This window comes from Alicyclobacillus sp. CIJ1 (genome assembly GCF_057538885.1).
Map to the genome: position 1 here is coordinate 37,823 of NZ_BAAJPH010000067.1, position 22,591 is coordinate 60,413.

Annotated in this window: 18 protein-coding genes and 1 tRNA gene; 13 read left to right on the forward strand and 6 right to left on the reverse strand. The window is 64.1% G+C overall.

The features are described from left to right. Nucleotides 1-271: 271 nt before the first annotated feature. The 3 genes from AC27E8_RS03635 (at nt 272) to AC27E8_RS03645 (ending at nt 2,377) form a co-directional block, all read left to right on the forward strand. On the forward strand, nt 272-1,156 hold the full coding sequence (locus AC27E8_RS03635) for a DUF1648 domain-containing protein (RefSeq protein ID WP_487098572.1): 885 nt from the start codon (nt 272-274) through the stop codon (nt 1,154-1,156). A gap of 403 nt (nt 1,157-1,559) precedes the next feature. Beyond that, nucleotides 1,560-1,633, forward strand: a tRNA-Gly gene (locus AC27E8_RS03640). Between the two features lie 69 nt (nt 1,634-1,702). Further along, nucleotides 1,703-2,377, forward strand: coding sequence for a hypothetical protein (locus AC27E8_RS03645; RefSeq protein ID WP_487098571.1), 675 nt, complete (start codon nt 1,703-1,705; stop codon nt 2,375-2,377). 218 nt (nt 2,378-2,595) lie between these two features. Here the strand turns inward: AC27E8_RS03645 and AC27E8_RS03650 are convergent, their stop codons facing one another. Then, entirely contained in the window at nt 2,596-3,315 is a 720-nt protein-coding gene (locus AC27E8_RS03650; protein ID WP_487098570.1) for a metalloregulator ArsR/SmtB family transcription factor, read from the reverse strand. 191 nt (nt 3,316-3,506) lie between these two features. On the opposite strand from AC27E8_RS03650, the gene pdo reads away from it, so the two are divergent. After that, nucleotides 3,507-4,154, forward strand: a complete 648-nt coding sequence (pdo, locus tag AC27E8_RS03655; protein WP_487098569.1) for a protein disulfide oxidoreductase — start codon at nt 3,507-3,509, stop codon at nt 4,152-4,154. Between the two features lie 85 nt (nt 4,155-4,239). Here pdo and pgaD read toward each other — a convergent pair whose 3' ends face one another. Both pgaD and pgaC read right to left on the reverse strand, forming a co-directional pair. Next, on the reverse strand, nt 4,240-4,680 hold the full coding sequence (gene pgaD / locus AC27E8_RS03660; protein WP_487098568.1) for a poly-beta-1,6-N-acetyl-D-glucosamine biosynthesis protein PgaD: 441 nt from the start codon (nt 4,678-4,680) through the stop codon (nt 4,240-4,242). Further along, nucleotides 4,677-5,909 carry a poly-beta-1,6-N-acetyl-D-glucosamine synthase gene (pgaC, locus tag AC27E8_RS03665; protein WP_487098567.1) on the reverse strand — a complete coding sequence of 411 codons (1,233 nt, stop codon included), beginning with the start codon at nt 5,907-5,909 and terminating at the stop codon, nt 4,677-4,679. The genes pgaD and pgaC overlap by 4 nt, the downstream gene beginning before the upstream one ends. A gap of 384 nt (nt 5,910-6,293) precedes the next feature. Here pgaC and AC27E8_RS03670 point away from each other — a divergent pair, with 384 nt between their 5' ends. Genes AC27E8_RS03670 through AC27E8_RS03685 form a run of 4 tightly spaced genes read left to right on the forward strand, consistent with a single transcriptional unit; the run spans nt 6,294 to nt 11,250 of the window. Further along, nucleotides 6,294-7,604 carry an FAD-binding oxidoreductase gene (locus AC27E8_RS03670; RefSeq protein WP_487098566.1) on the forward strand — a complete coding sequence of 437 codons (1,311 nt, stop codon included), beginning with the start codon at nt 6,294-6,296 and terminating at the stop codon, nt 7,602-7,604. Between the two features lies 1 nt (nt 7,605). Beyond that, nucleotides 7,606-8,934 carry a (Fe-S)-binding protein gene (locus tag AC27E8_RS03675; protein WP_487098565.1) on the forward strand — a complete coding sequence of 443 codons (1,329 nt, stop codon included), beginning with the start codon at nt 7,606-7,608 and terminating at the stop codon, nt 8,932-8,934. Then, entirely contained in the window at nt 8,931-10,460 is a 1,530-nt protein-coding gene (locus AC27E8_RS03680; RefSeq protein ID WP_487098564.1) for an FAD-linked oxidase C-terminal domain-containing protein, read from the forward strand. The genes AC27E8_RS03675 and AC27E8_RS03680 overlap by 4 nt, the downstream gene beginning before the upstream one ends. 1 nt (nt 10,461) lies before the next feature. Beyond that, nucleotides 10,462-11,250 carry an IclR family transcriptional regulator gene (locus AC27E8_RS03685; RefSeq protein ID WP_487098563.1) on the forward strand — a complete coding sequence of 263 codons (789 nt, stop codon included), beginning with the start codon at nt 10,462-10,464 and terminating at the stop codon, nt 11,248-11,250. Nucleotides 11,251-11,350: 100 nt separating this feature from the next. Here AC27E8_RS03685 and aceB read toward each other — a convergent pair whose 3' ends face one another. Continuing rightward, nucleotides 11,351-12,955: a malate synthase A gene (gene aceB / locus AC27E8_RS03690; RefSeq protein WP_487098562.1), complete on the reverse strand. Its 1,605-nt coding sequence runs from the start codon at nt 12,953-12,955 to the stop codon at nt 11,351-11,353. Between the two features lie 377 nt (nt 12,956-13,332). Here aceB and AC27E8_RS03695 point away from each other — a divergent pair, with 377 nt between their 5' ends. Next, nucleotides 13,333-14,955 (forward strand): L-lactate permease, encoded by a 1,623-nt coding sequence (locus AC27E8_RS03695; RefSeq protein WP_487098561.1) that lies wholly within the window; start codon nt 13,333-13,335, stop codon nt 14,953-14,955. Nucleotides 14,956-15,078: 123 nt separating this feature from the next. Next, a complete protein-coding gene (locus AC27E8_RS03700) occupies nt 15,079-16,020 on the forward strand; it encodes a lysophospholipase (RefSeq protein ID WP_487098560.1) in 942 nt (313 codons plus the stop codon). A 22-nt stretch (nt 16,021-16,042) separates the two neighbouring features. Here the strand turns inward: AC27E8_RS03700 and AC27E8_RS03705 are convergent, their stop codons facing one another. After that, nucleotides 16,043-17,278, reverse strand: a complete 1,236-nt coding sequence (locus tag AC27E8_RS03705) for an MFS transporter (protein WP_487098559.1) — start codon at nt 17,276-17,278, stop codon at nt 16,043-16,045. 136 nt (nt 17,279-17,414) lie between these two features. Here AC27E8_RS03705 and AC27E8_RS03710 point away from each other — a divergent pair, with 136 nt between their 5' ends. After that, nucleotides 17,415-18,785 (forward strand): FAD-binding oxidoreductase, encoded by a 1,371-nt coding sequence (locus tag AC27E8_RS03710; RefSeq protein WP_487098558.1) that lies wholly within the window; start codon nt 17,415-17,417, stop codon nt 18,783-18,785. On the opposite strand, the gene AC27E8_RS03715 is transcribed toward AC27E8_RS03710, so the two are convergent. Then, nucleotides 18,751-20,085, reverse strand: coding sequence for a sigma 54-interacting transcriptional regulator (locus tag AC27E8_RS03715; RefSeq protein WP_487098557.1), 1,335 nt, complete (start codon nt 20,083-20,085; stop codon nt 18,751-18,753). The two genes, AC27E8_RS03710 and AC27E8_RS03715, sit on opposite strands and share 35 nt — an antisense overlap. A 157-nt stretch (nt 20,086-20,242) precedes the next feature. Between AC27E8_RS03715 and AC27E8_RS03720 the strand changes: the two genes are divergently transcribed. Beyond that, nucleotides 20,243-21,166 (forward strand): proline dehydrogenase family protein, encoded by a 924-nt coding sequence (locus AC27E8_RS03720; protein ID WP_487098556.1) that lies wholly within the window; start codon nt 20,243-20,245, stop codon nt 21,164-21,166. 13 nt (nt 21,167-21,179) lie between these two features. Beyond that, entirely contained in the window at nt 21,180-22,589 is a 1,410-nt protein-coding gene (locus AC27E8_RS03725; RefSeq protein WP_487098555.1) for an amino acid permease, read from the forward strand. The last annotated feature ends 2 nt before the right edge of the window (nt 22,590-22,591 follow it).

Below are 22,591 nucleotides of genomic sequence, written 5' to 3' on the forward strand. Positions count from 1 at the left end.
GGGGCTGCGGCTTTTTGGCGGCCGCGGACGAGCGGAGGTTGCCTCGGCGGCAGAAGGATGGGATTCTTCGCTCAAGTCGGTTGCCGTCCGAGGCTCACTTGTGATGGCGACGCTTGCCGCGCGCCACGACCAAGATCCGCTGTCCAGGGTGGAGGACAACCACAATCGGCTTCTTATGCTTCACAGCTGCTCCTCCCTTCTGCACCGGATGTTGCATCGTACGGCTGAGGTCGTGCGTTGTCCACGGCGCATGTGCGAAGGGGTGAGGACTGTGCCGAGTGTTGTTGGGTATCAGCCTCCGGTGGGTGAGGTGCTGCAGGAACCGAGCCTTTGGATTTGTGTTGGAATGGCCGTTCTGCTCATCGCAGTGGGGCTCTTTTGGCGCCGCGTCTTTCTGGAGCATGGGGTCAAAGGTTTCGCGACTGCCTTTTGGCTGCTCGCCTGTGTGCCGTTTCTTCTGGCGGTGTACGTCTTTGTCTCCGGTCTCCGAAGCGGTTGGCGGCTCGTCGGCGGCGTGCTGCAGGTGCGCACAGACGCTGGTGGGACCGCGGTCGATCTCGCCCGCGCGCACGCGGCCTGGGTGAGCCAGAATGGCGTCTACGGCCTGGCGGATCGACTGCTCGGGACGGCCGCGGGCGCGTATGCGAGCGGCTTGTTTCGCCTGAACAATGGGCAGGTGGCGCATGTGTACGTCCTTGCCGGTGCGCCTCGGCTCGCCGTATCGGACGGCCACGCGCTCGTCATTCTCGGCACGCCCGGACTCGACGCGCTGGTGCGCCATGTGTCCATGGGGGTCGTTCCCGCTGTGCCGCCCACAAGCGTGTTGCCCTTTCATCCTGTTGCAGGTCTTGTCACGCTCGTCGTCTCTGCCGCGACCCTGCTGGTTCACGTGGCCATGTGGCACCGCTACCGAACGCGCGTGCCGGATCGCGTGACGTCACACTGGGACGTGTCTGGGCGGCCCAATGGACAGATGAGCAGGGCTGGGTTCTACCGATGGGGGCTCGGCGTCGCCATTGGTCTGGGTATCTTGTTCACTTTCGTCTCATGCATGACCTGGGTGGGGTGTGTCTTGGGGGCGCTTGTCGAAGTAGCCATTGCCCTTCTTTGGAGGATGGTATGGCGCGTTAACATTCGACCAGCGCGTATCGCGTGATGCTGTATTTCCCCGCTTGACCGCGGGCCCGCGGGCCGGGACAAAGACCGCGTCGCTTTTGTGTCCTCCTCCGTAGCATGGTGGTGATCCTCGCGGAAGGAGGGACCATCATGTACGGCGGATGCTTTGGTGCCTACACACAGTGGGCTGTGGTGTTTCTGATCATCTTTGTGCTGTTCTTCCTGTTGGTGCCGGCGTACAACAACGGCGTCTGACGCGACGGCATTAGAACGCCGTTGACAGTCACCTCAAGCGGCATGGAATGCTCAGGCTTCGCGGATCTGGAATGGCAGGCTGCTCGCTGGAGATGCGGCCTGCCTTTTTTCGTGACCCGCGCAGACATCGGATTCGCGCATGCACTTGAATCGACCCCACGAATCTGGTATTCTCTTTACCGTGACATGCGGGTGTAGTTCAACGGTAGAACTCCAGCCTTCCAAGCTGGCGGCGGGGGTTCGACTCCCCTCACCCGCTCCATAGCGTGACCACCGTGTCAGACCTCGTCTGGCCGGTGGTCATTTCATATACGGGGGTCGATTTTCTCCCTTGAAACTTACTTTGCTCCTCCTGATGACGCTGGTTTTCAGCGCTGCTGCTTCGGCGGTTGACTGGCTGATCAATCGCCTGGCAACCAGACACGTCATACCGCTCATCGTGGACGCCGCCGCGGTACTCGTCATCTTCGTGATCACGCTTGCGACCGCGAACTGGTGGGCCGCAAAGACATGTTTTGATTTTCGCAGCGTCCCTCGTTGGCACACGAGTCTGTGGCGTTCCCTCGGTCCTCTGGTCATTGAGGGCATTCTGGTGTGGGGCGGTGCCGTCGAGATCGCACACCTGACGATGCCGCCAGGCAATCGAGCTGCGCTCTCGATTGTGAAGATTTTGATTTGGGTTGCCGTGTGCGTCTGTTACTTCTGCGCCCTCACAGTCACCGCCGTTGCGATGGTCCTGGCCATCGCCGGGCTGGGTACAAACACCTGGCACTCCTTTGCGTCCGCTGTGCAATGGTTGCGATTCCGCCCTTTGCTCCTGTTCTTGATGTCTGCCGCTCTGCTCGCGTTTGAAGAAGTGGCTTCGCTTGCCGTCGGCGCCATTTCGAAAGCGGGGGTGGCCGAGTTTTTGCGTGACACCATTCTCCTTGCGTACGGGCCTCTCTGGGTATGGTGCTTCTCCTGGGTTAACGGTGATGCGCGGTCGCCATTCCTAAAGAAGAGATGAAGTGTCTATCTGACCATCCCTGGCTGATGTGGGCCACGCGACATCTCGCGATGCATAGGCCAGCGGACATGGGCGCCCTGCTTTCGAATGAGGACCGCGACACTCGAAACGATGGGCTGCGATGTCGCGCTCCATCATCGAGACGAGCTTGCGCCACGCATGTAGCCGAGTAGCCGGCCCAAGGGGGGACTGAGCCGGCTCTGCCACCCGTCGCGCCTTCATGCGAGCGCCTTGGCCACCCGCTCCAGAGCTTGGACCATCGCCTCCCAGCCCATGCGAGCGCCCTGGTAAGCCTGTTCAGCCTGAATGTTGCGCTGTTCCAGAAGGAGCCTCGTCGTACCTTCGGCCGTTTCTTCCAGCTTCCATTCGATCTCGTTTTTCTCTCCGAGGCTCTCCCAGGTGTACACAAGGCGGCGTGGCGCTTCCACGGCGAGAACTTCTCCTTCGACGACGCCATTCCACTCGTCGGTCCCCTGCATTTTGAAGTAGAACCGATGCCCCACAATCGGGCGGAACGTGTTCTCTTTGAAAAACATCCACTGGGTCAAAAGCTCGGATTCCGTGAGAGCTCGCCACACGGCCTCTACCGGCGCATCGAGATGAAACTCCATCTGTAGGGACTTCATATCACAACGTTCCTTTCTCAAGAAATTTTGCAGGCTTAGAACCTGCGCACGCCAGAACGATTCGTAAAACGACACCCAGTCATAGACCTGCTTGAGGGGTGCGGCGTTCAGGCGGTATAACGTCTCGCGGCCTTGTCGGCGCTCCGAGACGATTCCAGCCTGTTTCAAGACCGCCAGGTGCTTGGACACCGCCGTTCTTCCGATGTCCATGCCTTGCATCAGGGCGTGAAGTGGCAACTCGGATCCGCCGGCCAGTTTCCGGATCAGGTCCCGCCGATGCGCATCCGCGATGGCTCGAAACACATCCGCCACGGCCGTTCCTCCCTCCGTCGTGCCACCCATAGGTGTCATGTGTAGAATAGGACACCTTATGGTGTCGAGTCAAGCGTGGAACGATGGGGAGCGTGAGTTCCTTCGCCTGCTCTTGACACCACATACCCGTATGGGTATATAGAAATCAGAACGGTATTAACGCATCTGAATGCGCGCAAGGGGGAGTCAGGATGCTGTCCTCTCGGGATCAGGCGGCGATTCGCGAAAGGCTCGCGGATCTTCAACAGCCCGTCGTCATCAAGTTCTTTGAGGCGTCTCTCGGATGTCCGACGTGCCCGGAGATTCGCAGCCTTTTGCGGCAGGTCGCCGAATTGTCGGATCAGCTGACGCTTGAGGTGCACAATCTCTACATCGATGAGGAAGAAGCCAAGAAGTACGGCGTCGACCGCGCGCCGACCATCGTGTTGACGGACGGATCGCGCGAGGATTACGGCGTGCGCTTCTATGGGGCGCCGTCGGGGTACGAATTTGCGACGCTTTTGGACGACATTCGCATGATGGCGAGCGGGGACTCGGGCCTTTCCGCGAGTACAAAGAGCCGCCTCGCGGAGCTGAAACAGCCCGTGGATCTCAAGGTGTTTGTCACGCCGACGTGTCCGTACTGCCCGGCAGCGGTCAGGCTTGCGCACCGGTTTGCGTTTGAGTCGCCACTTGTAACGGCGAGCATGATTGAGGCGACTGAGTTCCCCGAGTGGGCTACGCGGTTCAACGTCTATGGCGTGCCGAAGACGGTCATCAACGATTCGGAGGCGTACGCTTTGGAGGGCGCGGTGCCGGAGGACGTCCTGCTGGAGCAGGTCCTCGCGACACAGGCGTGAAGGGCGCGGTCGCGGCGAGGATTCCGCCCAAAAGAACCACACATCACAGGGGCGCGGGAAACGCACCGCGCCCATTTCACCGTGATCAGTCTTGTGGCCAATCGACGACCTTTTCTCGCTGCCACCGTTCGATCTCGCCCACAGGCACGCCGAGCATTTCCGCCAGTTCCGCGTCAGACACGGGCGCGGGCGGCCTGCGCCTGCGGAGGCGGCCGAACCGCACGCGGTTGTACGAGGACCAGCCCATGAACACGGCGGCCGCCATCGCGGCGACCGTCACGCCCATGCGGAGGACATAGAGCGGCGTGGCACTCGGCAGTAGATTGAGCACGTACAGGTGAAACTTGTGCCAGCCGAGCACCCACAAGAGTGCGGACAAAAGGATCTGCACCGCCACGGCGGCCACCCATAGCCATCCCGTCAGCGTCACCGCGGTTTCGAACCAGCGCTTCGGCCGAGTCGATCGCGACCCACGCCGCACAACGAGTTCATCCCACTCCACTCGCGAGTTCTCAGGCAGGCTCATGCCGACACCCCCCGATCCGGGCTTTTCCACGTGGCGTACCGCCCGCGCCGAGCCGACCACATGGCCCAGCACGCCTTGGGAACGGCCCAGACCACCACAAACGCGCCAATCATCCAATACGCGGCCGGATACCAGATGGCGTAGAAATAGTAGCGCCAGAGCGAGTCGCGCTCGTATCGCTGCTCAATCCAGAGGGCGACCGCGGTCTGCACGAGCGAGGTCAGGCCGAGCCACGTCCCCGCCTCCGCCACGTACGTCCAAGGAATACCGTGCGCCGCATCAAAGGCCAGGGTCCACACGAGGCTCACCACCCAAAGGTACGCCCAGGCGATGCCCAGAAGTTCTTCCACATAGAGCGGGATCATGCGCCGATTCTTCCAGGTCCAAAGGACCGAGGCGTTGCGGATGAGGACCTCCACGCCGCCCTGCGCCCAACGCGCGCGCTGTCGGATGAGGCTTCGCAGGCGTTCGGGCGCCCACATGAAGCAGAGCGCTCGCGGCTCGTACCGGATGTCCCAGGCTCTGCGCTCGAGTTTCCACGACACCGCGATGTCGTCTGTCACCATGTCCTCGTCCCACATCCCGCAGTCCACCAGGGCGCGCTTCCGGAAAGCCGCAATGACGCCGGAGACGGTCATGATCTTGCCGAGTACGCGCTGCGCGCGCTTAATGAGCCCGATGATGCTCGCGTACTCCAGCACCTGAATCTTTCCGAGCAACGTACCGCGGTTTCGAATGCGCGGGTTGCCCGTCACGGCGCCGACGCGCTCGCTGCCAGGCGCCACGAAGTGCCACACGAGGAACCGAAGCGCGTCCTTCGCCAATACGGCGTCCGCGTCCACGGTTACGAGGATCTCGCCTCGGGACGCGACGAGCCCGACGTTGAGCGCGTGCGCCTTTCCGCGCTGGACGGGCAGGTTCACTACGCGCACCCGGGCATCGCGGTCTGCCATGCGCTCCAGCACCGCGCGCGTGTCGTCTGTGCTGCCGTCATTCAGCGCGACAATTTCATACGCTGGATAATCCAACTGAAGCATCCGGCCGATGGTGTCCTCGAGGACATCTCCTTCGTTGTGACAGGGGACGAGGATGGACACAAACGGCGTCTCTGGGAGATCCGGCGGTTCGGGGGAGGTGTGGCGTTCTCGCCGCCAGGCGTAGACGCATCCGCCCACCATCCAGACGATGCTCATGACAAAGGGATACAGGAAAAGAAAATGATAGATCATGCGCCGTTTGCTCCTCACTGGACTCGGGCTTCCACCGCGGCGATCCGGCCGAGTCCCTGCGCCGGATCGCGCGAGCTCGCAGCCACTGCGCGAGCCTCGATACGAATATGTTGTGCACGATGCATTTCCGACGGCACACGCCCAAGCGGCAGCCCGGATTTTTCATTTGCGGAGACGAAGACGACGCAATGGTGGAACGGGGCCCAAAGTGATCGTACGATGGCGGGCCATCGGCGCCAAGCGGAACTTGTTTACACGACATCCGCATCTCCCGATTGTTTTTGGTCATTTCGTTGTCGTAGAATACATATAAGAATTCAGAACAGTATTCCGTATTGCAGAACAGAAGGTCGCCTCTCCCGCGACCGTTGGAGGCGATACCCCGTGCCGCTTCAATCCAAGCCACTGCCGGCCGAAACCGCGGATGCGTTCCACCGGGCGACGGGGCTTCGAGCTCGCGCCGTGCCCATGTGCACCGTCCATCCCGGCGAGTCGTCCAAGGACACCTGCGCCGTGGAGGCCAACTGCGAGGCGGACGTGATGGCCGTGCTCGCCTTCGCTCGGGAGCACCGGCTGACCGTGCTGCCCTACGGGTCCGGCCGCCACCTCGCCTACGGCCCGCCGGGTGAGGTTCCGGACCTTGCGCTCACGCTTCGGCCCATGAACCGCGTGACGAGCTTCTCTCCGGGCGATCTCGTCGTCTCCGCGGAGCCCGGTATCACTATCGGGGAACTGGCGAGCGTTCTCGGCCAACACGGACTCATGCTGCCGTTCGATCCGCCCGCGCCTGCCGATGCCACCTTGGGCGGCCTGCTCTCGGCAGGGCTCAGCGGCCCGCGCCGCGCACTTTACGGCAGCCTGCGCGATCTCGCCATTTCGCTCCGCGTCGCCCTCGCGGATGGGCGCGTCATTCGGACGGGTGCGAAGGTCGTGAAAAACGTCGCCGGCTACGACATGACCAAGCTGTTCATCGGCGCGTGCGGCACGCTCGGCGTCGTGACGGAGATCACCCTGAAACTCCGGCCCTTGCCGATGCACCGCGAGACCGCTCTCGTGCGCGGCCCAGCCGCATCGCTTGCCGAACTGCGCTCGCGCATCGCGCAGTCGACGCTCGTGCCAAGCCGCCTCGAAATGGTGTGGCATGCGGACCTGGGCTCGGACTTCGTCCTTGCCGTCGATTGCGACGAGCCGAGATCCTCTGCCAAAGCGCAGACGGACGCCATCCGCGCCATGTCGCGCGATCTCGGCCTCGCCATGGACGTCGTCGAAGGTGAGTCTGCGGACGCATGGTGGGCGGATCTCGCGCAACGCCTCGCGGAGCGCCAGGTCTGTATCCGCTTACAGGGTCCGCCCACATCGCTTCTCGCCGCCATGCCGCGCGCGGTGGAAGCGGCGTCTGCACTCGCCGAGCGAGCCGAAAGCGTCACGCTTTCCGCCGGTGGGCTCACCGGCGTCGCGCGCATCGCGTTCCAACCGGCTCGCGCCATCGCTGACCGCCAGGCGCCGTTCGGCGCCATCGCGGATCTGGCGGCCGGTGCCTCGCTCGACATGGTGGTGGAACGCGCGCCCGCCGAGGTCCGCGCGAAGCATCAGCTGGTCTTCGCGCCCGCGTCGCTCGCCCTGATGCAGCGGCTCAAACAGACGTTTGATCCCGACCACCTCTTATCGCCAGGCCGCTTTTGGGGAGGGATGTGAGATGGTGAACGAGCCAACGGCCGTCGCGGAGAAAAGGTCTGACTTTCGCTTTCCGGACGCCCCCGAGGAGGAAAAGTACTCCGTCTGCGTGCACTGCGGCTTCTGTCTAGAGGTCTGCCCCACCTATCAAGCCTGGGGCGACGAGAACCACTCGCCCCGCGGGCGCGTCTACCTCATCAAGGCGTGCGCAGAAGGTGAACTGCCGCTCGACGACAGCGTGATCGATCCCGTCTTTACCTGCCTTGACTGCCGGGCCTGCGAGACCGTGTGCCCGTCTGGCGTGCAGGTGGGGGCGCTCGTCGAGGAGGCGCGCGGCCAGGTGTTTTACGCGCGCGACGCGGAAGGGAAGCGGGATCCCATCATGCGCTTCTTCCTGCGCGGCGTGTTCCCGCGCCCTGCGCGCCTACGGGCCATCCGGCGCCTGATGCGGTTCTACCAGCGCTCGGGCCTCAGGCGCTTGGCGCGCGCCACCGGCATGCTGAACGTGCTTCCCGCGCAGATGCGCGAGATGGAAGACGTCATTCCGGACATCGGGCGTGGACCCGCCATCGACGTCCTGCCGGAAACCATGGCACCAAAGGGAGAGAAGAAAGCCACAGCGGCGCTTTTCACGGGCTGTGTCATGGACGTGTTCTTCTCCGACGTGAACGAGGCCACCGCCCGCGTCCTGGTGCGAAACGGCGTCGAGGTGCGCGTGCCCAAGGATCAGATCTGCTGCGGCGCCCTCCAGGTGCACGCGGGCGATCGCGACATGGCCCGCGAGATGGCGAAGCGAAACATCGAGGTGTTCGAGCGGTCGGGCGCCGACTATATTGCCATCAACGCGGCTGGCTGCGGCGCCGCGCTGAAGGAATACCCGGAGCTCTTCCGGGACGATCCGGCCTGGCGGGATCGCGCCGTGCAGTTTTCCTCTCGCGTGCGGGACATCTCGCAACTCCTCGTCGAGGTGGGCTTCGATCCGCCGAAGGCCGAGCTGCCGATGACGGTGACCTACCACGACGCCTGCCACCTCTGTCACGCGCAGAAGATCCGGTACGAGCCGAGATCGCTCCTCAAGTCGGTGCCGGGCCTGACGCTTCGCGAGATGCCGGATTCCGACCGCTGCTGCGGCAGTGCGGGCATCTACAATCTCACGCATCCGGCGATGGCCAACGAACTGTTCGAGCGCAAGATGGACGACGTGCCCGCGGGCGTGGAGGCGATTGTCATGGGCAATCCCGGCTGCATGATGCAGATCCGGCTCGGCGTCAAGCGCAGGAACCAGCCCTTGCGCGTCATGCACACGGTCGAGGTGCTCGATCTCGCCTATCAGAGGGAGGGATCGCGATGAGGGACGTCCACATCGACCGGCTCGTGGACATTGTGGGCGAGCGGCGCTGCCTGTGGCGGCCGCACCAGGTGAAGGCGTACGCGTGCGACGGCTACACGGCCGAAGAGGGGCTGCCGCGCGCGGTGGTCTTCCCGGAGACGACCGACGAAGTCTCGCGCATCTGCCGCTATCTCTACGAGAACGATATCCCGTACCTCCCGCGGGGCGCGGGCACGGGGCTGTCGGGCGGCGCTACGCCGACGGGGGGCGAGGTCGTCATCAGCCTCGCGCGCATGAACAAGCTCCTCGCCGTCGATTTTGACAACCTGCGCGCCGTCGTGCAGCCTGGGCTCGTGAACCTCACGCTCACGCGCCGGGTCGCGCACGCAGACTGCTACTACGCGCCGGATCCGTCCAGCCAGTCGGTCTGCACCATCGGCGGAAACTTCGCGGAAAACGCTGGCGGCAGCCACTGCCTCAAATATGGCGTGACCACCAACCACGTAGTCGCGGCCAAGGTGGTGTTGCCGGATGGCGACGTGATCGACGTCGGCGCGCCGTTTGGCGACGCGCCGGGGTACGATTTGCTCGGGCTTTTGGTCGGCTCGGAGGGGACGCTCGGCATCGCGACGGAGATCACGGTCCGCATCCTGAAAAAGCCGCAGGCGCTGCGCACCGCGCTCGCGTACTTCGATCGCGTCGCCGACGCGTCCGACACGGTGACGGACATCATCGGGGCGGGCATCATTCCGGCCGCCATCGAGATGATGGATCAGCTCGCGATGCAGGCCGTCGACAAGAGCAACTATCACGTCGGGTATCCGACGGACATCGAGGCGGTGTTGCTCATCGAAGTGGACGGCCTCGCCGCGGGGGTCGACGAGGTGATGGCGCGCGTGGTGGACATCTGCCGCCGCCACCGCGTGCGCGAAGTGCGGGTGGCGCAGTCGGACGCGGAGCGCGCGCTCTGGTGGTCGAGCCGCAAGATGGCGTTTGGCGCCATGGGGCGCATCTCGCCCGACTACATCGTGCAGGACGGCGTGATTCCGCGCACGCGCCTCACCGAAGTGCTGCAGAAGATCGACGAAGTGAGCCGGCGATACGGGCTGAAGATTGCAAACGTGTTTCACGCGGGCGACGGCAACCTGCATCCGCTCATCCTCTACGACAGCCGGGTGCCGGGCGAGGCCGAGCGCGCGGTCAGGGCCGGATCGGAGGTGCTGCGGGCGTGCGTCGACGCGGGCGGGAGCATCACCGGCGAGCACGGCGTCGGCATTGAGAAGATCGGCGAAATGACCTATATGTTTTCCGAGGACGAGATCGACGCGCAACGCGCGGTCAAGTCGTGTTTCGATCCGAAGGGCATCGTGAACGCCGGCAAGCTCATCCCGCTGCCCGGCCGGTGCGTCGAGGTGAAGCGGGCGCGCGAGATCATCGAGGAGAATTGGCAGATTCTCGACTCGTTTCCGGATCAGGCGTCCGTGCAGGTCCGTGGCGCCTTTGCGCAGGAGCCTGGCAGAGAAGCGTCGACGAGCGCGCAAGGATGAGGTGAATCGTTTGGAGGACTACACGGTCAAGTCGGTCGACAAGGCGCTGCTGTTGCTCGAGGTGGTGAGCGAACACCCCGACGGTATCGCCATCACGGAATTGGCGCAGTCGGTGGGCATGTACAAGAGCACGGTGCACCGCCTGCTTGGCACCATGATGCGGCGCGGCTACATCGAGCAGGATCCCGTGAGCGGGCGTTATAAGCTTGGCTACACGGTGCTCGATCTCGGCATGAAGCTGCTCTCTTCCATCGACCTGCGCCGCGAGGCGATGCCCGCGCTGCAGGAGCTCGCGCTCGCCTCGGGCGAGGTGGTGCACTTGGCGCTCCTGGACAGGGGTTCGGTGGTCTACATCGAGAAGGTGGAAAGCCCCAACACCATCCGCATGCACTCGCGCGTTGGCACGCGCGTGCCGGTCCATGCCACGGGGCTCGGCAAGGCCATCCTCGCGTTTCTGCCGAAGCGCGAGGTGCAGGACATCGTCAGGCGATACGGACTGCCGCGCCTCACGCCCCACACCATCACGGACCCGGACGCCTTCTTTGCGTCCCTCGAGGAGACGAGATCGACCGGCTTCGCGTTTGACGTGGAAGAGCACCAGGAAGGGGTGTGCTGCGTGGCCGCGCCCATCTTTGCGCACGACGGGCGCGTGATGGCGGCGGTGAGCGTCTCGGGGCCTGCGCTGCGCATGACGCGCGAGCGGATGGTCGAGCTGGTGCCGCTCGTGAAGCGGGCGGGAGAGCGCATCTCGGAGCGCCTCGGCTATCGACGGGAGCGCGTCGCGCCTTAAGCCGCGTCATCCAACGAGCGTCAAAAAGAACCCCGCCAGTAGGGCGGGGTTTTCACATGGGGATGGTTCAGGCGCCGCGCGCCCGGAGGCGAGATGTGCGTCAAGTGAGGTGCTCGTACCCCGGCAGCGTCAAGAAGTCGACGAAGTCGTCCCTCGTCGAGATGTCGTCGAGCAGTTCGGCCGCGAGCGGGAACTTGCTCTTTGCATACGCCTCCTCGCCGATCTCGTCCTTCAGCTTGCGCAACTCCTCGTCGAGAATCTGGCGGAACAGCTCCACCGTCACCTTGCGGCCGTCGTCGAGGACGCCTTTCGGGTGATGGATCCACTGCCAGATCTGCGCGCGGGAGATCTCCGCCGTCGCCGCGTCTTCCATCAGGTTGAAGATGGGGACCGCGCCGGAACCGCGCAGCCAAGCTTCAATGTAGCGAAGCGCCACGGCCACGTTGGTGCGCAGGCCGCCTTCGGTGATGGTGCCCTGTGGGACCGCGACGAGATCGGCCGCGGTGACCTGGACGTCCTCGCGCAGGCGGTGCAACTGGTTCGGTGTGGGCATGAGGCGGTTGAACACCTCCATCGCCACAGGCACGAGACCGGGGTGCGCCACCCAGGTGCCGTCGTGGCCGTCCTGCGCCTCGCGCTCCTTGTCCGCGCGCACCTTGGCGAGCGCCTCCTCGTTCGCCTTGGGGTCGTTCTTGATGGGGATCTGCGCCGCCATGCCGCCCATCGCGAACGCCTTGCGCCGGTGGCACGTGCGGATGGTGAGCAGGGTGTACGCGCGCATGAACGGCACCGTCATCGTCACCTGCGCCCGGTCGGGCAGGATGACCTCCGGGTGATTGCGGAACTTCTTGATGTAGCTGAAGATGTAATCCCAGCGGCCGCAGTTGAGCCCCGCGGCGTGATCGCGCAGCTCGTACAGGATCTCGTCCATCTCAAACGTCGCGAGGATGGTCTCGATGAGTACGGTGGCCTTAATGGTGCCGCGCGGGATGCCGAGCGCGTCCTGCGCGTAGTTGAATACGTCGTTCCACAGCCGCGCCTCGAGGTGGCTCTCCATCTTCGGCAGGTAGAAGTAGGGCCCGGTGCCGCGCGCCAAAAGCTCCTTGGCATTGTGGTAGAAGTAAAGCCCGAAGTCGACGAGCGCGCCCGTGGCTACCCGGCCGTCCACCCGGATGTGCTTTTCGGGCAGGTGCCAGCCGCGAGGGCGCACGATGAGCACGGCCACCTCGTCATTCAGCTTGTAATGCTTCCCCTCGGGGCTCGTGTACTCGATGGTGCGGCGAACCGCGTCCCGCATGTTGATCTGGCCCTGCACGACGTTCTCCCAGGACGGTGCGCAGGCGTCTTCAAAGTCCGCCATGAAGCACTTGGCGCCAGAGTTCAGGGCGTTGATGACCATCTTCCGGTCCGAACTGGGCCCCGTGATCTCGACCCGCCGATCCTGCAGATCCGCAGGAATGGGCCCAACAGTCCATTCGCTCTCGCGGATCTCCTTGGTCTCCGGCAAGAAGTCTGGCCACTCGCCCGCGAGCAACCGCTCGTCCCGCTCCTTGCGCAGGCGCAGCAGTTCGTCCCGCCGCGGCCCGAAGCGGCGCTCAAGCTCCGCGATGAATTGAAGCGCGTCTGTCGTCAAAATCTCGGCAAATTCTGGCCTGTACTCGCCGATAATTTCCACGCCCTGTGGGCAAGCGTACGATCCCGACATCCGAAATCTCTCCTCCCTCGCAACTTCGCAACCCTGGGTACGCTTTCATGATAGCATGTCGTTGTGCAAGAAGAAACACTGTTCTGAATTACAGAACAGCGTGGCGCAGTGTGTTGGTGACCGGCGCTGCGAAAGAGGGGCTGCGCTGCGGGTGATGGTTTGTCATCCAACGTTTGGTGGGCGGATTCTGGGATGCAGAATCTTTTGAAAGGACGCGCATGCCCCGTTCTCAGGCGCGCAAGCCCGGGACTACAATGACCTCAAAAGCGGGGAATTGGCACCCCTGGGACGAGGGAGGGACGCTCATCTCGAGTGAAGCAGCGCTACAACGTGAACGACTCGCTTGAAGCCTGAAGGCCGTGGATGGAGGGAAGCCTGTGTTTCATCAACTGTTGACGCCCATCGGGCATTCGACGGGCCTCTCGTTTTTGGTCGGCATCATTCCCATTGTCATCGTGCTCGTGTTGCTCGGCGTCGTGCGTGCACCCGCTTGGATTGCGGCGCTGTCGGGCCTCGTGGTGGGGCTCATCGAGGCCGTGGCGGGTTGGCACATGCCTGCTCATTTGGCGTTCGACTCAGTGGCCGAAGGCATGGTGTTCGCACTATGGCCCATCATGTGGATTGTGTGGAACGCGATGTGGCTCTATAACTTGAGCCAGCGGACGGGCGCGTTCGCGCAGTTCCGGGATTGGATGTACCGATACGCGACGGAGGACCGGCGCATCCAGATGCTCATCATCGCGTTCAGCTTCGGCGCGCTGATGGAAGGTATCTCCGGCTTTGGCACGCCGGTCGCCATTGCGTCGGCGCTCTTGGTTGGGCTCGGCTTTCCGGTGCTCGACGCGGTCACGTATGCCCTCATCTTCGACACCGCGCCCGTCGCGTTCGGCGCGCTCGGCGTTCCCATCGTGACGCTTGGATCCGTCACGAACCTCAATGTAAGCGCTTTATCTTCAATGGTCGGGCGGCAGCTGCCCATCTTCGCCTTCATTTTGCCGTTTTACGTGATTGGGGTCATGGGAGGATGGAAGGCGCTCCGCGGCGCCTGGCCTGTCGCCCTCGTGGGCGGACTGTCGTACGCGTTGACGCAGTTCGCTGTGGCGAACTTCATCGGCCCGGCGCTGCCAGACGTCCTGGCCGCGCTCGTCTCGCTGGTTTGCATCGTGCTGTTCACGAGGGTGTGGCGCCCGAAGGACACGGACCAATTTCGGTCATTCGCCCACACGGGGGTGTACCGCGAGATGGCTGCGACGTCTGAGGCGCCGGCTGGAGGGCTGTGGCGCGGCTGGGTGCCGTGGCTCACGGTGACGGGCGTCGTGATCGTCTGGACGTTTTTGAAAATCGCGGACATCGGCGCGACAAAGGTGCACTGGCCGGGGCTCGACAAGCAGGTGTTTCTCACGCTCTACAACAAGCCGTACGAGGCGGTCTGGACCTTCCAGCCACTGGCCACGGGCACGGCCATCCTGGTGGCGGTCATTCTCACGGCCATCTTTTTGCGCGCCGGCTGGAAGACGTTCTGGCTCGCGGCGGCCGACACGTGGAAGCAGCTCACGTTTCCCATCCTGACGGTCATGTTCATCCTCGGGCTCGCCTACCTGTACAACTACTCGGGCATGGCGTACACGCTCGGCGTGGCCGTGGCGGCGCTCGGGAGCTGGTTCCCGTTCTTCTCCGGGTTCCTCGGCTGGATTGCATGCTTCTTGTCCGGCTCGGACACGTCGTCCAACGCGCTCTTCGGCAACCTGCAGGTGGTGGCGGCGAATCGCCTGCACCTGAATCCCATCCTGATGGCGGCGACCAACTCCTCGGGCGCCGTGATGAGCAAGATGATCTCGCCGCAAAACGTCACGACGGGCGTATCGACCGGCGAGCTGCGCGGCAAAGAGGGGCTTGTCATCCGCCGCACGTTCTGGCACAGCATCGTGCTCACGGTCATCCTGGGCGTCCTCGTGGTGTTGCAGGCCCACGCGTGGAGCGGCATGGTGCCCAAACCGTAGCTGTGACGCGGCGCGCAGGGATGGGCGGCGTCAGCTTACGGGCTGGCGCCGCCGTCGCGTGGACGAAATGGCAGGAGCTGCAGCCTCCGCGTCGAACCAAGACGGCAACGAGGGGGTGCGGCGATGGTGGAGGCATGGACGCTCGATGCGCCAGACGGCGTGCAGATTTACGGCCGCACGTGGGCGCCTGAACATCGAAGCGAGCCGCGCGCCTGCGTGCAAATCGCGCATGGCATGGCCGAACACATCGAGCGATACAGCGACTTCGCGCAATTTCTGGCCTCGCGGGGGTGCGCCGTCTACGGGCACGATCACCGCGGACATGGGCAGACGGGCGAGGCCATGGGGCTGCTCGGCCATTTTGGCGATCACGACGGGTTTCAGCGCGTCATGGACGACATGGCGCGGGTCACGTCGCGCATCGAGGCGGAGCACCCGGGCGTGCCCATCGTCCTCTTGGGCCATAGCATGGGATCCTGGCTGTCGCTCGCGTACATGGAGCAGCACGGCGCGAGGCTCCGAGGTGCCGTGCTGTCAGGCGCCGGCTTCGTGAGCCGCGTGGAACTGGCTGTGGGGCTGTATCTCGCGCGGCGGGAGGCCGCGAGGCTCGGGGCGAGATCGCCGAGCGAGCGGCTGTACAAGATGACGTTTGGCAGCTTCAACAAGCCGTTTCAGCCCAACCGCACGCCGCTCGATTGGCTGTCGCGCGACGAGGCGGTGGTGGACGCCTACATCGCGGATCCGCGCTGTGGGCAGATGCACACCTGCGGCTTCTTTATCGATTATTTCGGCGGCGTGCGGGAGTTGCAGCGCGCCGAGAATCTCCGCCGCATCCCGAGCGACCTGCCGGTGCTCATCATCGCCGGCTCGCGCGATCCGGTGGGGAAGATGGGCAAGGGCGTCGAGCGGCTCGCAAAGGCGCTCACGGCAGCCGGGGTGCGCGACGTGACGGTCAAACTGTATCCCGGCGCGCGGCATGAGGTCCTCAACGAGACGAATCGCGCCGAGGTGTATCAGGACGTGTGGCATTGGTTGGAGCGCCATTTGCGGGTGTGGAAAAGGTGAGGGCCGCCGACGCGGCCCTCGCTTATTCCAGCGCCTCTCCTTTCGACTCTCGCCACAGGAGCGCCACCACAATCACCAGGATCGACGCGATGGCCACCGAGTCCGTCATGGCGTGGCCGAGTCCCCCGACCGATGGCGCCATCGACGACACGATGAGCGGCACCACCGCGCCGCCAAGCGCAGCTCCAATGTGGTACGTGGTGCCCTGCCCCGTGGACCGCACCGCGGTGGGGAAGTGTTCAGCCAAATAGGTCGGGATGACCGACCACACGCCGCCGATGGAGAACAGGCCGATGAGGAACGTGAAGACGTCCCGGTAGCCTGCGCTCTGGATGTGCAAAAACACGACGGACGTCAGCGCCGTGCCGATGGCGGACAGGATGAGCGTCCATTTGCGGCCAATCCAATCGGAAATGAAGCCGCCCAACACATTGCCGACAATCCCTGCGACGTTCAGGATGATGATGGTATTCGCCACGACGGTCGGTGAAAAATGCCCGGTCTGCTTGAGAAGCGTTGCGTAAAACGTGTTGATGGGATACGTGACGCTGAACGCGATGATGGCCACAATGGCCGCGTGCACGGTGTTCCATACGCGGCCGCGGACAAACAACTCGCCCATCGGGATGCCCCGCCGTTCGTTCGTCCGCGCCTCGCGCCAGCGGTCCGACTCCGGCAAGGCCACCGCGATGAAGATGCCGACGATCACGGCGGGAATACACGCGATGAAGAAGAGCGCGTGCCAGCCGAGATGGTTGTACCCGAGGCGATAGATGATGGCCGCGAAAATGTAGCCAAACGAAAAACCGGACTGCAGAAGGCCCGAGGCGAAGCCGCGCCAGCGAGACGGGATCATCTCCATCAGCATCGGCGTGCCGCTCGCATACATGGATCCCATCCCGAGGCCGTAGAGGATCCGCACCATCATGAGCAGCGTGAAGCCGAGCGAGAAGCCCGTTAGACACTCGAACACGCTGAACCAGAAGATGGAGAAGACCAGGCTGGTCTTGCGCCCCTTCGCATCGCTCAGGAGTCCTCCCAGAAATCCGCCGCCGAGCCGAGCGAATGTGGTCGCTGACGAGACGGAAGCTGCGAGCGTGAGCGCGACGTGGTAGTCCTTCATGATGTCCAGAATGACGAACGTGAGCAAGGAAAAGTCCATGGCGTCAAAGGCCCACGCGAGGGCGATGGAGACAAGCGCTCGGAGCGGGGCCTTCGGCTTCGCCGCGTCGGGCGAAGGCGCGTACGCGGTCGACATACGGGGTCACCTCGCTTTAGAATCAGAACAGGCCGACATGTATCCCTTTTCATCCTATACGACATTTGCACGGCGCGTAAGCCCCTGGGACAGGCGCCGTGCGCGCAGGCCTGCAACAGAAATGGAGGCCGGGACCATGACCATCCCGTGGGACACGCTGAAAGAAGAACTCGGTGACAAGCTCAGCTTTGGCGAAAGTGTTCGCCGAGCGCACGCGAAGGACGAATCGTATCACCCGGAACACCTGCCGGATGCCGTTGCCTTTCCCGAGGAGACGTCGGATGTCGTTGCCCTGGCGCGGTTCTCGCACGCGCACGGGGTGCCGCTCGTCGCGTACGGAGCCGGATCGGGCCTTGAAGGCCAGGCCATTCCGGTGCGCGGCGGCATCTCGGTCGATTTTTCGCGCATGAACCGCATCCTCGAGATCCGGCCGGACGACTTCCTCGTCTGTGTCCAGCCCGGCGTGACGCGCCAGCAGCTGAACGACGCCCTGCGCCCATACGGCCTCATGTTTCCGGTCGATCCAGGCGCCAACGCGTCCCTCGGCGGCATGGCGGCGACCAACGCGAGCGGCACGACCGCGGTCCGATACGGTCCCATGAAGGCGAACGTGCGGAAGCTCGAGGTGGTGCTCGCGGACGGGCGCGTGATGGAGATAGGCACACTCGCCGCCAAGTCCAGCTCGGGTTACAACCTCGTGGAACTCTTCGTGGGATCGGAAGGCACGCTAGGCTTGTTCACGAAGCTCTGGCTCCGCGTCTACGGCGTGCCCGAGGCGACGCTCGCCGCCTCCGCGGAGTTTGCGACCGTTCGCGACGCCGTGGACGCTGTGTGCATGCTCATCGGCAGCGGGCTCCAGCTCACGCGGTGCGAGCTCGTGACGAAGCCGTACATCGAGATCATCAACCGCCAGTTCGACACGTCGTACACGCCCGCGCCGACCCTGTTCCTCGAGCTGTCGGGCTCACAGGCCGCCGTGCAGGCCGACATGGGGACGGTCGACGAGATCCTGCACGACGCCGGCGCAGCGCGCGTCTCCGTCGTCATGGACGAGCGGGATCGTCAGAAGCTCTGGCACGCGCGGCACAACGCGGCGTACGCGCTCATGCGGACATATCCAGGTCTCGCGCACCTCTCGACCGACGTGTGCGTGCCCATGTCGAAGTTGCCCGAGGCGGTGGACGTGGCGGAGACGTGGATTGAGCGGCTCGGCATCCGCGGGGGCATCGTGGGGCACGTCGGCGACGGCAACTTCCACGTCAGCCTGATGGTCAACCCGACCGACCCGGACGATCTCGGCCGCGCCTACGAGCTCTCGCATCACCTGGTGGAGTACGCCTTGTCCGTCGGCGGCACGTGCACCGGCGAGCACGGCGTCGGGCTCGGCAAGATGAAATACCAGAAGCAGGAGCACGGCGACGCCCTCGCCCTGATGCAGGCCGTGAAGCGCCTGCTCGATCCGGCCGACATGCTCAACCCCGGGAAGCTGGTCGACGGGATCGCGTGATCTCGTCCATGCCGTGTTGCTTCAGCTTGTAGTAGAGCGCCGCCCGGGAGATGCCGAGGATTTGGGCGGCGCGCGATTTGTTTCCTCCGGACTCCTCGAGCGCCTCGCGGATGCGCGCGCGTTCCAGCTCCTTCGATTGATGGGCGAGTGGCACGCGGCGCCGGGCCGGCCTAAGGTGCACGGCCCGCACCGCTTCCGGCAGGTGCTCGGGCCGCACTTCGCCTTCCGCCAGCGACACCGCCCTCCGCGCCGCCTGCGCCATCTCCGCAAGGTTGCCAGGCCACGGATACGCCTGGATCAATCCAGCCGCCTCCTCCGACAGGCGCGGCGGCAATACCCCGCGCTCCTTGGCCCACCGCTTGAGCCAGAAGTGGAAGAAAAGCAGGCTTTCGTCCCGCCGTTCGGCCATGGGCGGAATTTCGATCACAGGGAGCGCGCGGGCAAGGGCCGGATCGACCGCGTCCGCTGTGGGTGCGGTGGCGAGGATCCGGCATCGCAAGGGAAGGTCCCGCTGGTCGCCGAGCGGCCGGAACCGCTCCTCCTCGATGGCCCGGGCGAGTTTCGCCTGCACCGCGCTTGGCATGAGGTGCACGTCCTGGAGCAGGAGCGTGCCGCCGGCGGCTCGTTCGAGCCATCCTGCCCGCCGGGCGTCAGGCGATAAGACAAGCGATCCGGCCGCCCCAAAGAGCGCCACGTCCATCAAGGCCGCGGCGCGAGGCTCGGCCCGCACGGCGAGGAACGGGCCCTGGAGCCGAAGCAGGCGATGGGACGATTCGGCAAGCGTGCGTTTTCCCGTGCCTCGTTCGCCGACCACAAGCGCGTGCCGCGGCCCCCCTGGGGCGGTCAGGGCTTCAAGGGCGCGCTCGACCGTCTGCGTCTGCAGCAGGTCGCATTGCGTCTGGACCAGATAGCGGGCGTTCTCCTCTCCCATGCGGACGAGGACAGTCATATCTCGCTCGACCGCGATGGCGCCGGCAATCTCGCCGTTTTCGTCCCGGACAGGCGCCGCGGAGATGAGCACGTGCACGTCCGGGCGCGGGCGGTGATACGCATGGTCGATGTGCGCGCCGGTCGCGAGGACGCTGTGCACGGCGAGGGATTCGAGGGCGAAGAAGTCGGTGATGGGTCGCCCGAGGATGTCTTCCGCGGGGACGCCATACAGCGCCTCGGCCGCTCGGTTCCAAGCGACGACGGTTCCCGCGCGATCCACCACGGTCACCGCGTCGTCCACGATATCGAGCAGCGCGCGCAGGATGAGATGGGATGGAAGTCCGGATGTCCGCGCGATCTCGCCCGGCATTCACATCTCCCCCAGAGGTGGCAATTGGAACATATTGCGCTTTCATAGCTCGTGTGTCTACAATAGAGACACATCACGAACTCATTGTCAAGTTTTTAGACACTTTGTGCATGTGCCCAGACAGCGAGCGCTTGCAACATGGAGGAGGGGGATGTGCATGGAGCAACTCATGCGCGACACGCTACTCTGGTTGTCTCGAAACCGCCATGCGGAGCGGTGGGCGCGCCGCTTCGGCTTCCGGCTCGGGGCGGGACGCTTTGTTCCGGGTGAGTCCCTGGAGGATGCCGTGCGAGCCGTGGAGCAACTGCATCGGCGGGGGCTCGCCGCGACGCTCGACCATCTCGGAGAATTTGTGGATCGCGCCGAGGAGGCTCGCCAGGCTGCGGACTTCTGCGTGCGCACGCTCGAGCGATTCGCCGATCTGCCGTACGACGTCTATCTCTCGGTCAAACTCACGCAACTGGGACTCGACATCGATGAAGACCTGTGCATGGAGAACATGCGCAAGATCGTCGCGCGGGCGCGCGATACGGGGCGCTTTGTCCGAATCGACATGGAGGACTATGCGCACAACGAGGTGACGCTTGCCATCTATCGCAAACTGCACGCGGAGTTCGGGACGGAGCACATCGGGACTGTGATCCAGGCGTATTTGTACAAGAGCGCCGAGGATATCCGCGCGCTTGCGCCGCTCAAGCCGAATCTCCGCCTGGTCAAGGGAGCGTACAAGGAACCGCCCTCCGTCGCCTATCCGGAGAAGCGGGATGTAGACGAGAATTACAAGCGAATCATTGATCTTCAGTTGCAATCCGGCGGCAAGACCGCCATCGCGACGCACGACGAGGCCATCATCGCGTGGGCCAAGGAGCGCGTGCGGGAACTTCGGATCCCGGATGAACAGTGGGAGTTTCAGATGCTGTACGGGATTCGCCCGCAGCTTCAGGAGTCGCTCGCCCGCGAGGGCTACAAGGTCCGCATCTATGTGCCGTTCGGCGAGGACTGGTACGGCTACTTCATGCGCCGTCTCGCGGAGCGCCCGGCGAACGTGGGTTTCGTCCTCAAGTCGCTCGTCAAGGCGTAAGGAGGAATTGCACATGGCAACGAAGGGAGAAGTCAAGGCGGGCCTTGAGCGCGCCTCTCTTCGCCAGGCGCTTCGCATGCGCCATATGACGATGATCTCGCTCGGCGGCGTGATTGGCGCAGGGCTATTTGTCGGCAGCGGCGCGGTCATCCAGACCACCGGACCGGCGGCGGTGGTGTCGTACGCGCTCGCGGGATTCCTCGTCATCCTCATCATGCGCATGCTGGGCGAGATGGCGACGGCGCGACCCGCGGTCGGGTCGTTCGCGGAGTACGGCCGGATGGCGCTCGGCGAGTGGGCCGGTTTTCTCATGGGTTGGCTGTACTGGTACTTCTGGGTCATTGTCGTGGCAGTGGAGGCGACAGCGGGTGCGCTGACGCTCCATAACTGGCTGTTTCCAGGCGTGCCGCTTTGGGTCTTATCTCTCATTCTGCTCCTGCTATTGACGCTATCGAATCTGTTGTCCGTTCGGTCCTACGGCGAATTCGAGTACTGGTTCGCGTTTATCAAGGTGGCCGCCATCGTCGTCTTCATCGTGTTGGCGGGACTGTTTGTGCTCGGCTTGTGGCCGGGATCTCGCCTGAACTTCTCCAACCTTGTCTCGCACGGCGGTTTCGCGCCGAAGGGCGTAGGAGCGCTGTTCGCCGACGTCACGACGCTCATCTTTTCGTTCTTCGGTTCGGAGATTGTGACCATCGCGGCGGCCGAGTCGAAGGAGCCTGCCAAGGCGGTGGCGCGGGCGACGAACTCCGTCATCTGGCGCGTGCTCGTGTTCTACGTCCTGTCCATCTTCCTGATTGTCACCATGATCCCTTGGAACGACAGCAAAGCGCTCGCGAGCCCGTACGTCAGCGCGCTCAGCATGCTGCACATCCCGGGCGTGGCGGCCGCGATGAACGTCGTCGTGATCACGGCCGTTCTGTCCTGCTTGAATTCCGGGCTGTACACTGCTTCGCGCATGCTGTTTGCACTGGCGTATCAGGGGAATGCGCCGAAGGCGCTGCTCCGGACCAACCGGCGTGGCGTGCCGGCTCGGGCGATTTTGTTCTGCACCATCGTCGGTTATCTGTCCATCATCATGGATTACGTGTCGCCGCAGCACGTGTTCCTGTTCCTGTTGAACTCGTCCGGCGCCGTGGGACTCTTCATCTATCTGCTCATCGCCTGTTCGGAGCTCGTCATGCGCCGGCGCATGGAGCGGGAGGGCGAGGAACTCAAAGTGCGCATGTGGCTGTACCCGTTCCTGACGTACCTCTGCATCGCGGCCATGACCGCTGTGATTGTGGCCATGGCGTTCCAGCCAGGCGACCTTTCGCAGTTGGTGCTGAGCTTGGTGAGCGTGGCGGTGCTCATGGTGGTGTATGCGGTCAAGCGGTGGTATACAGGACGCGGCAGGCGCGGGGGCGATGCAGTCCGGTCGTAACG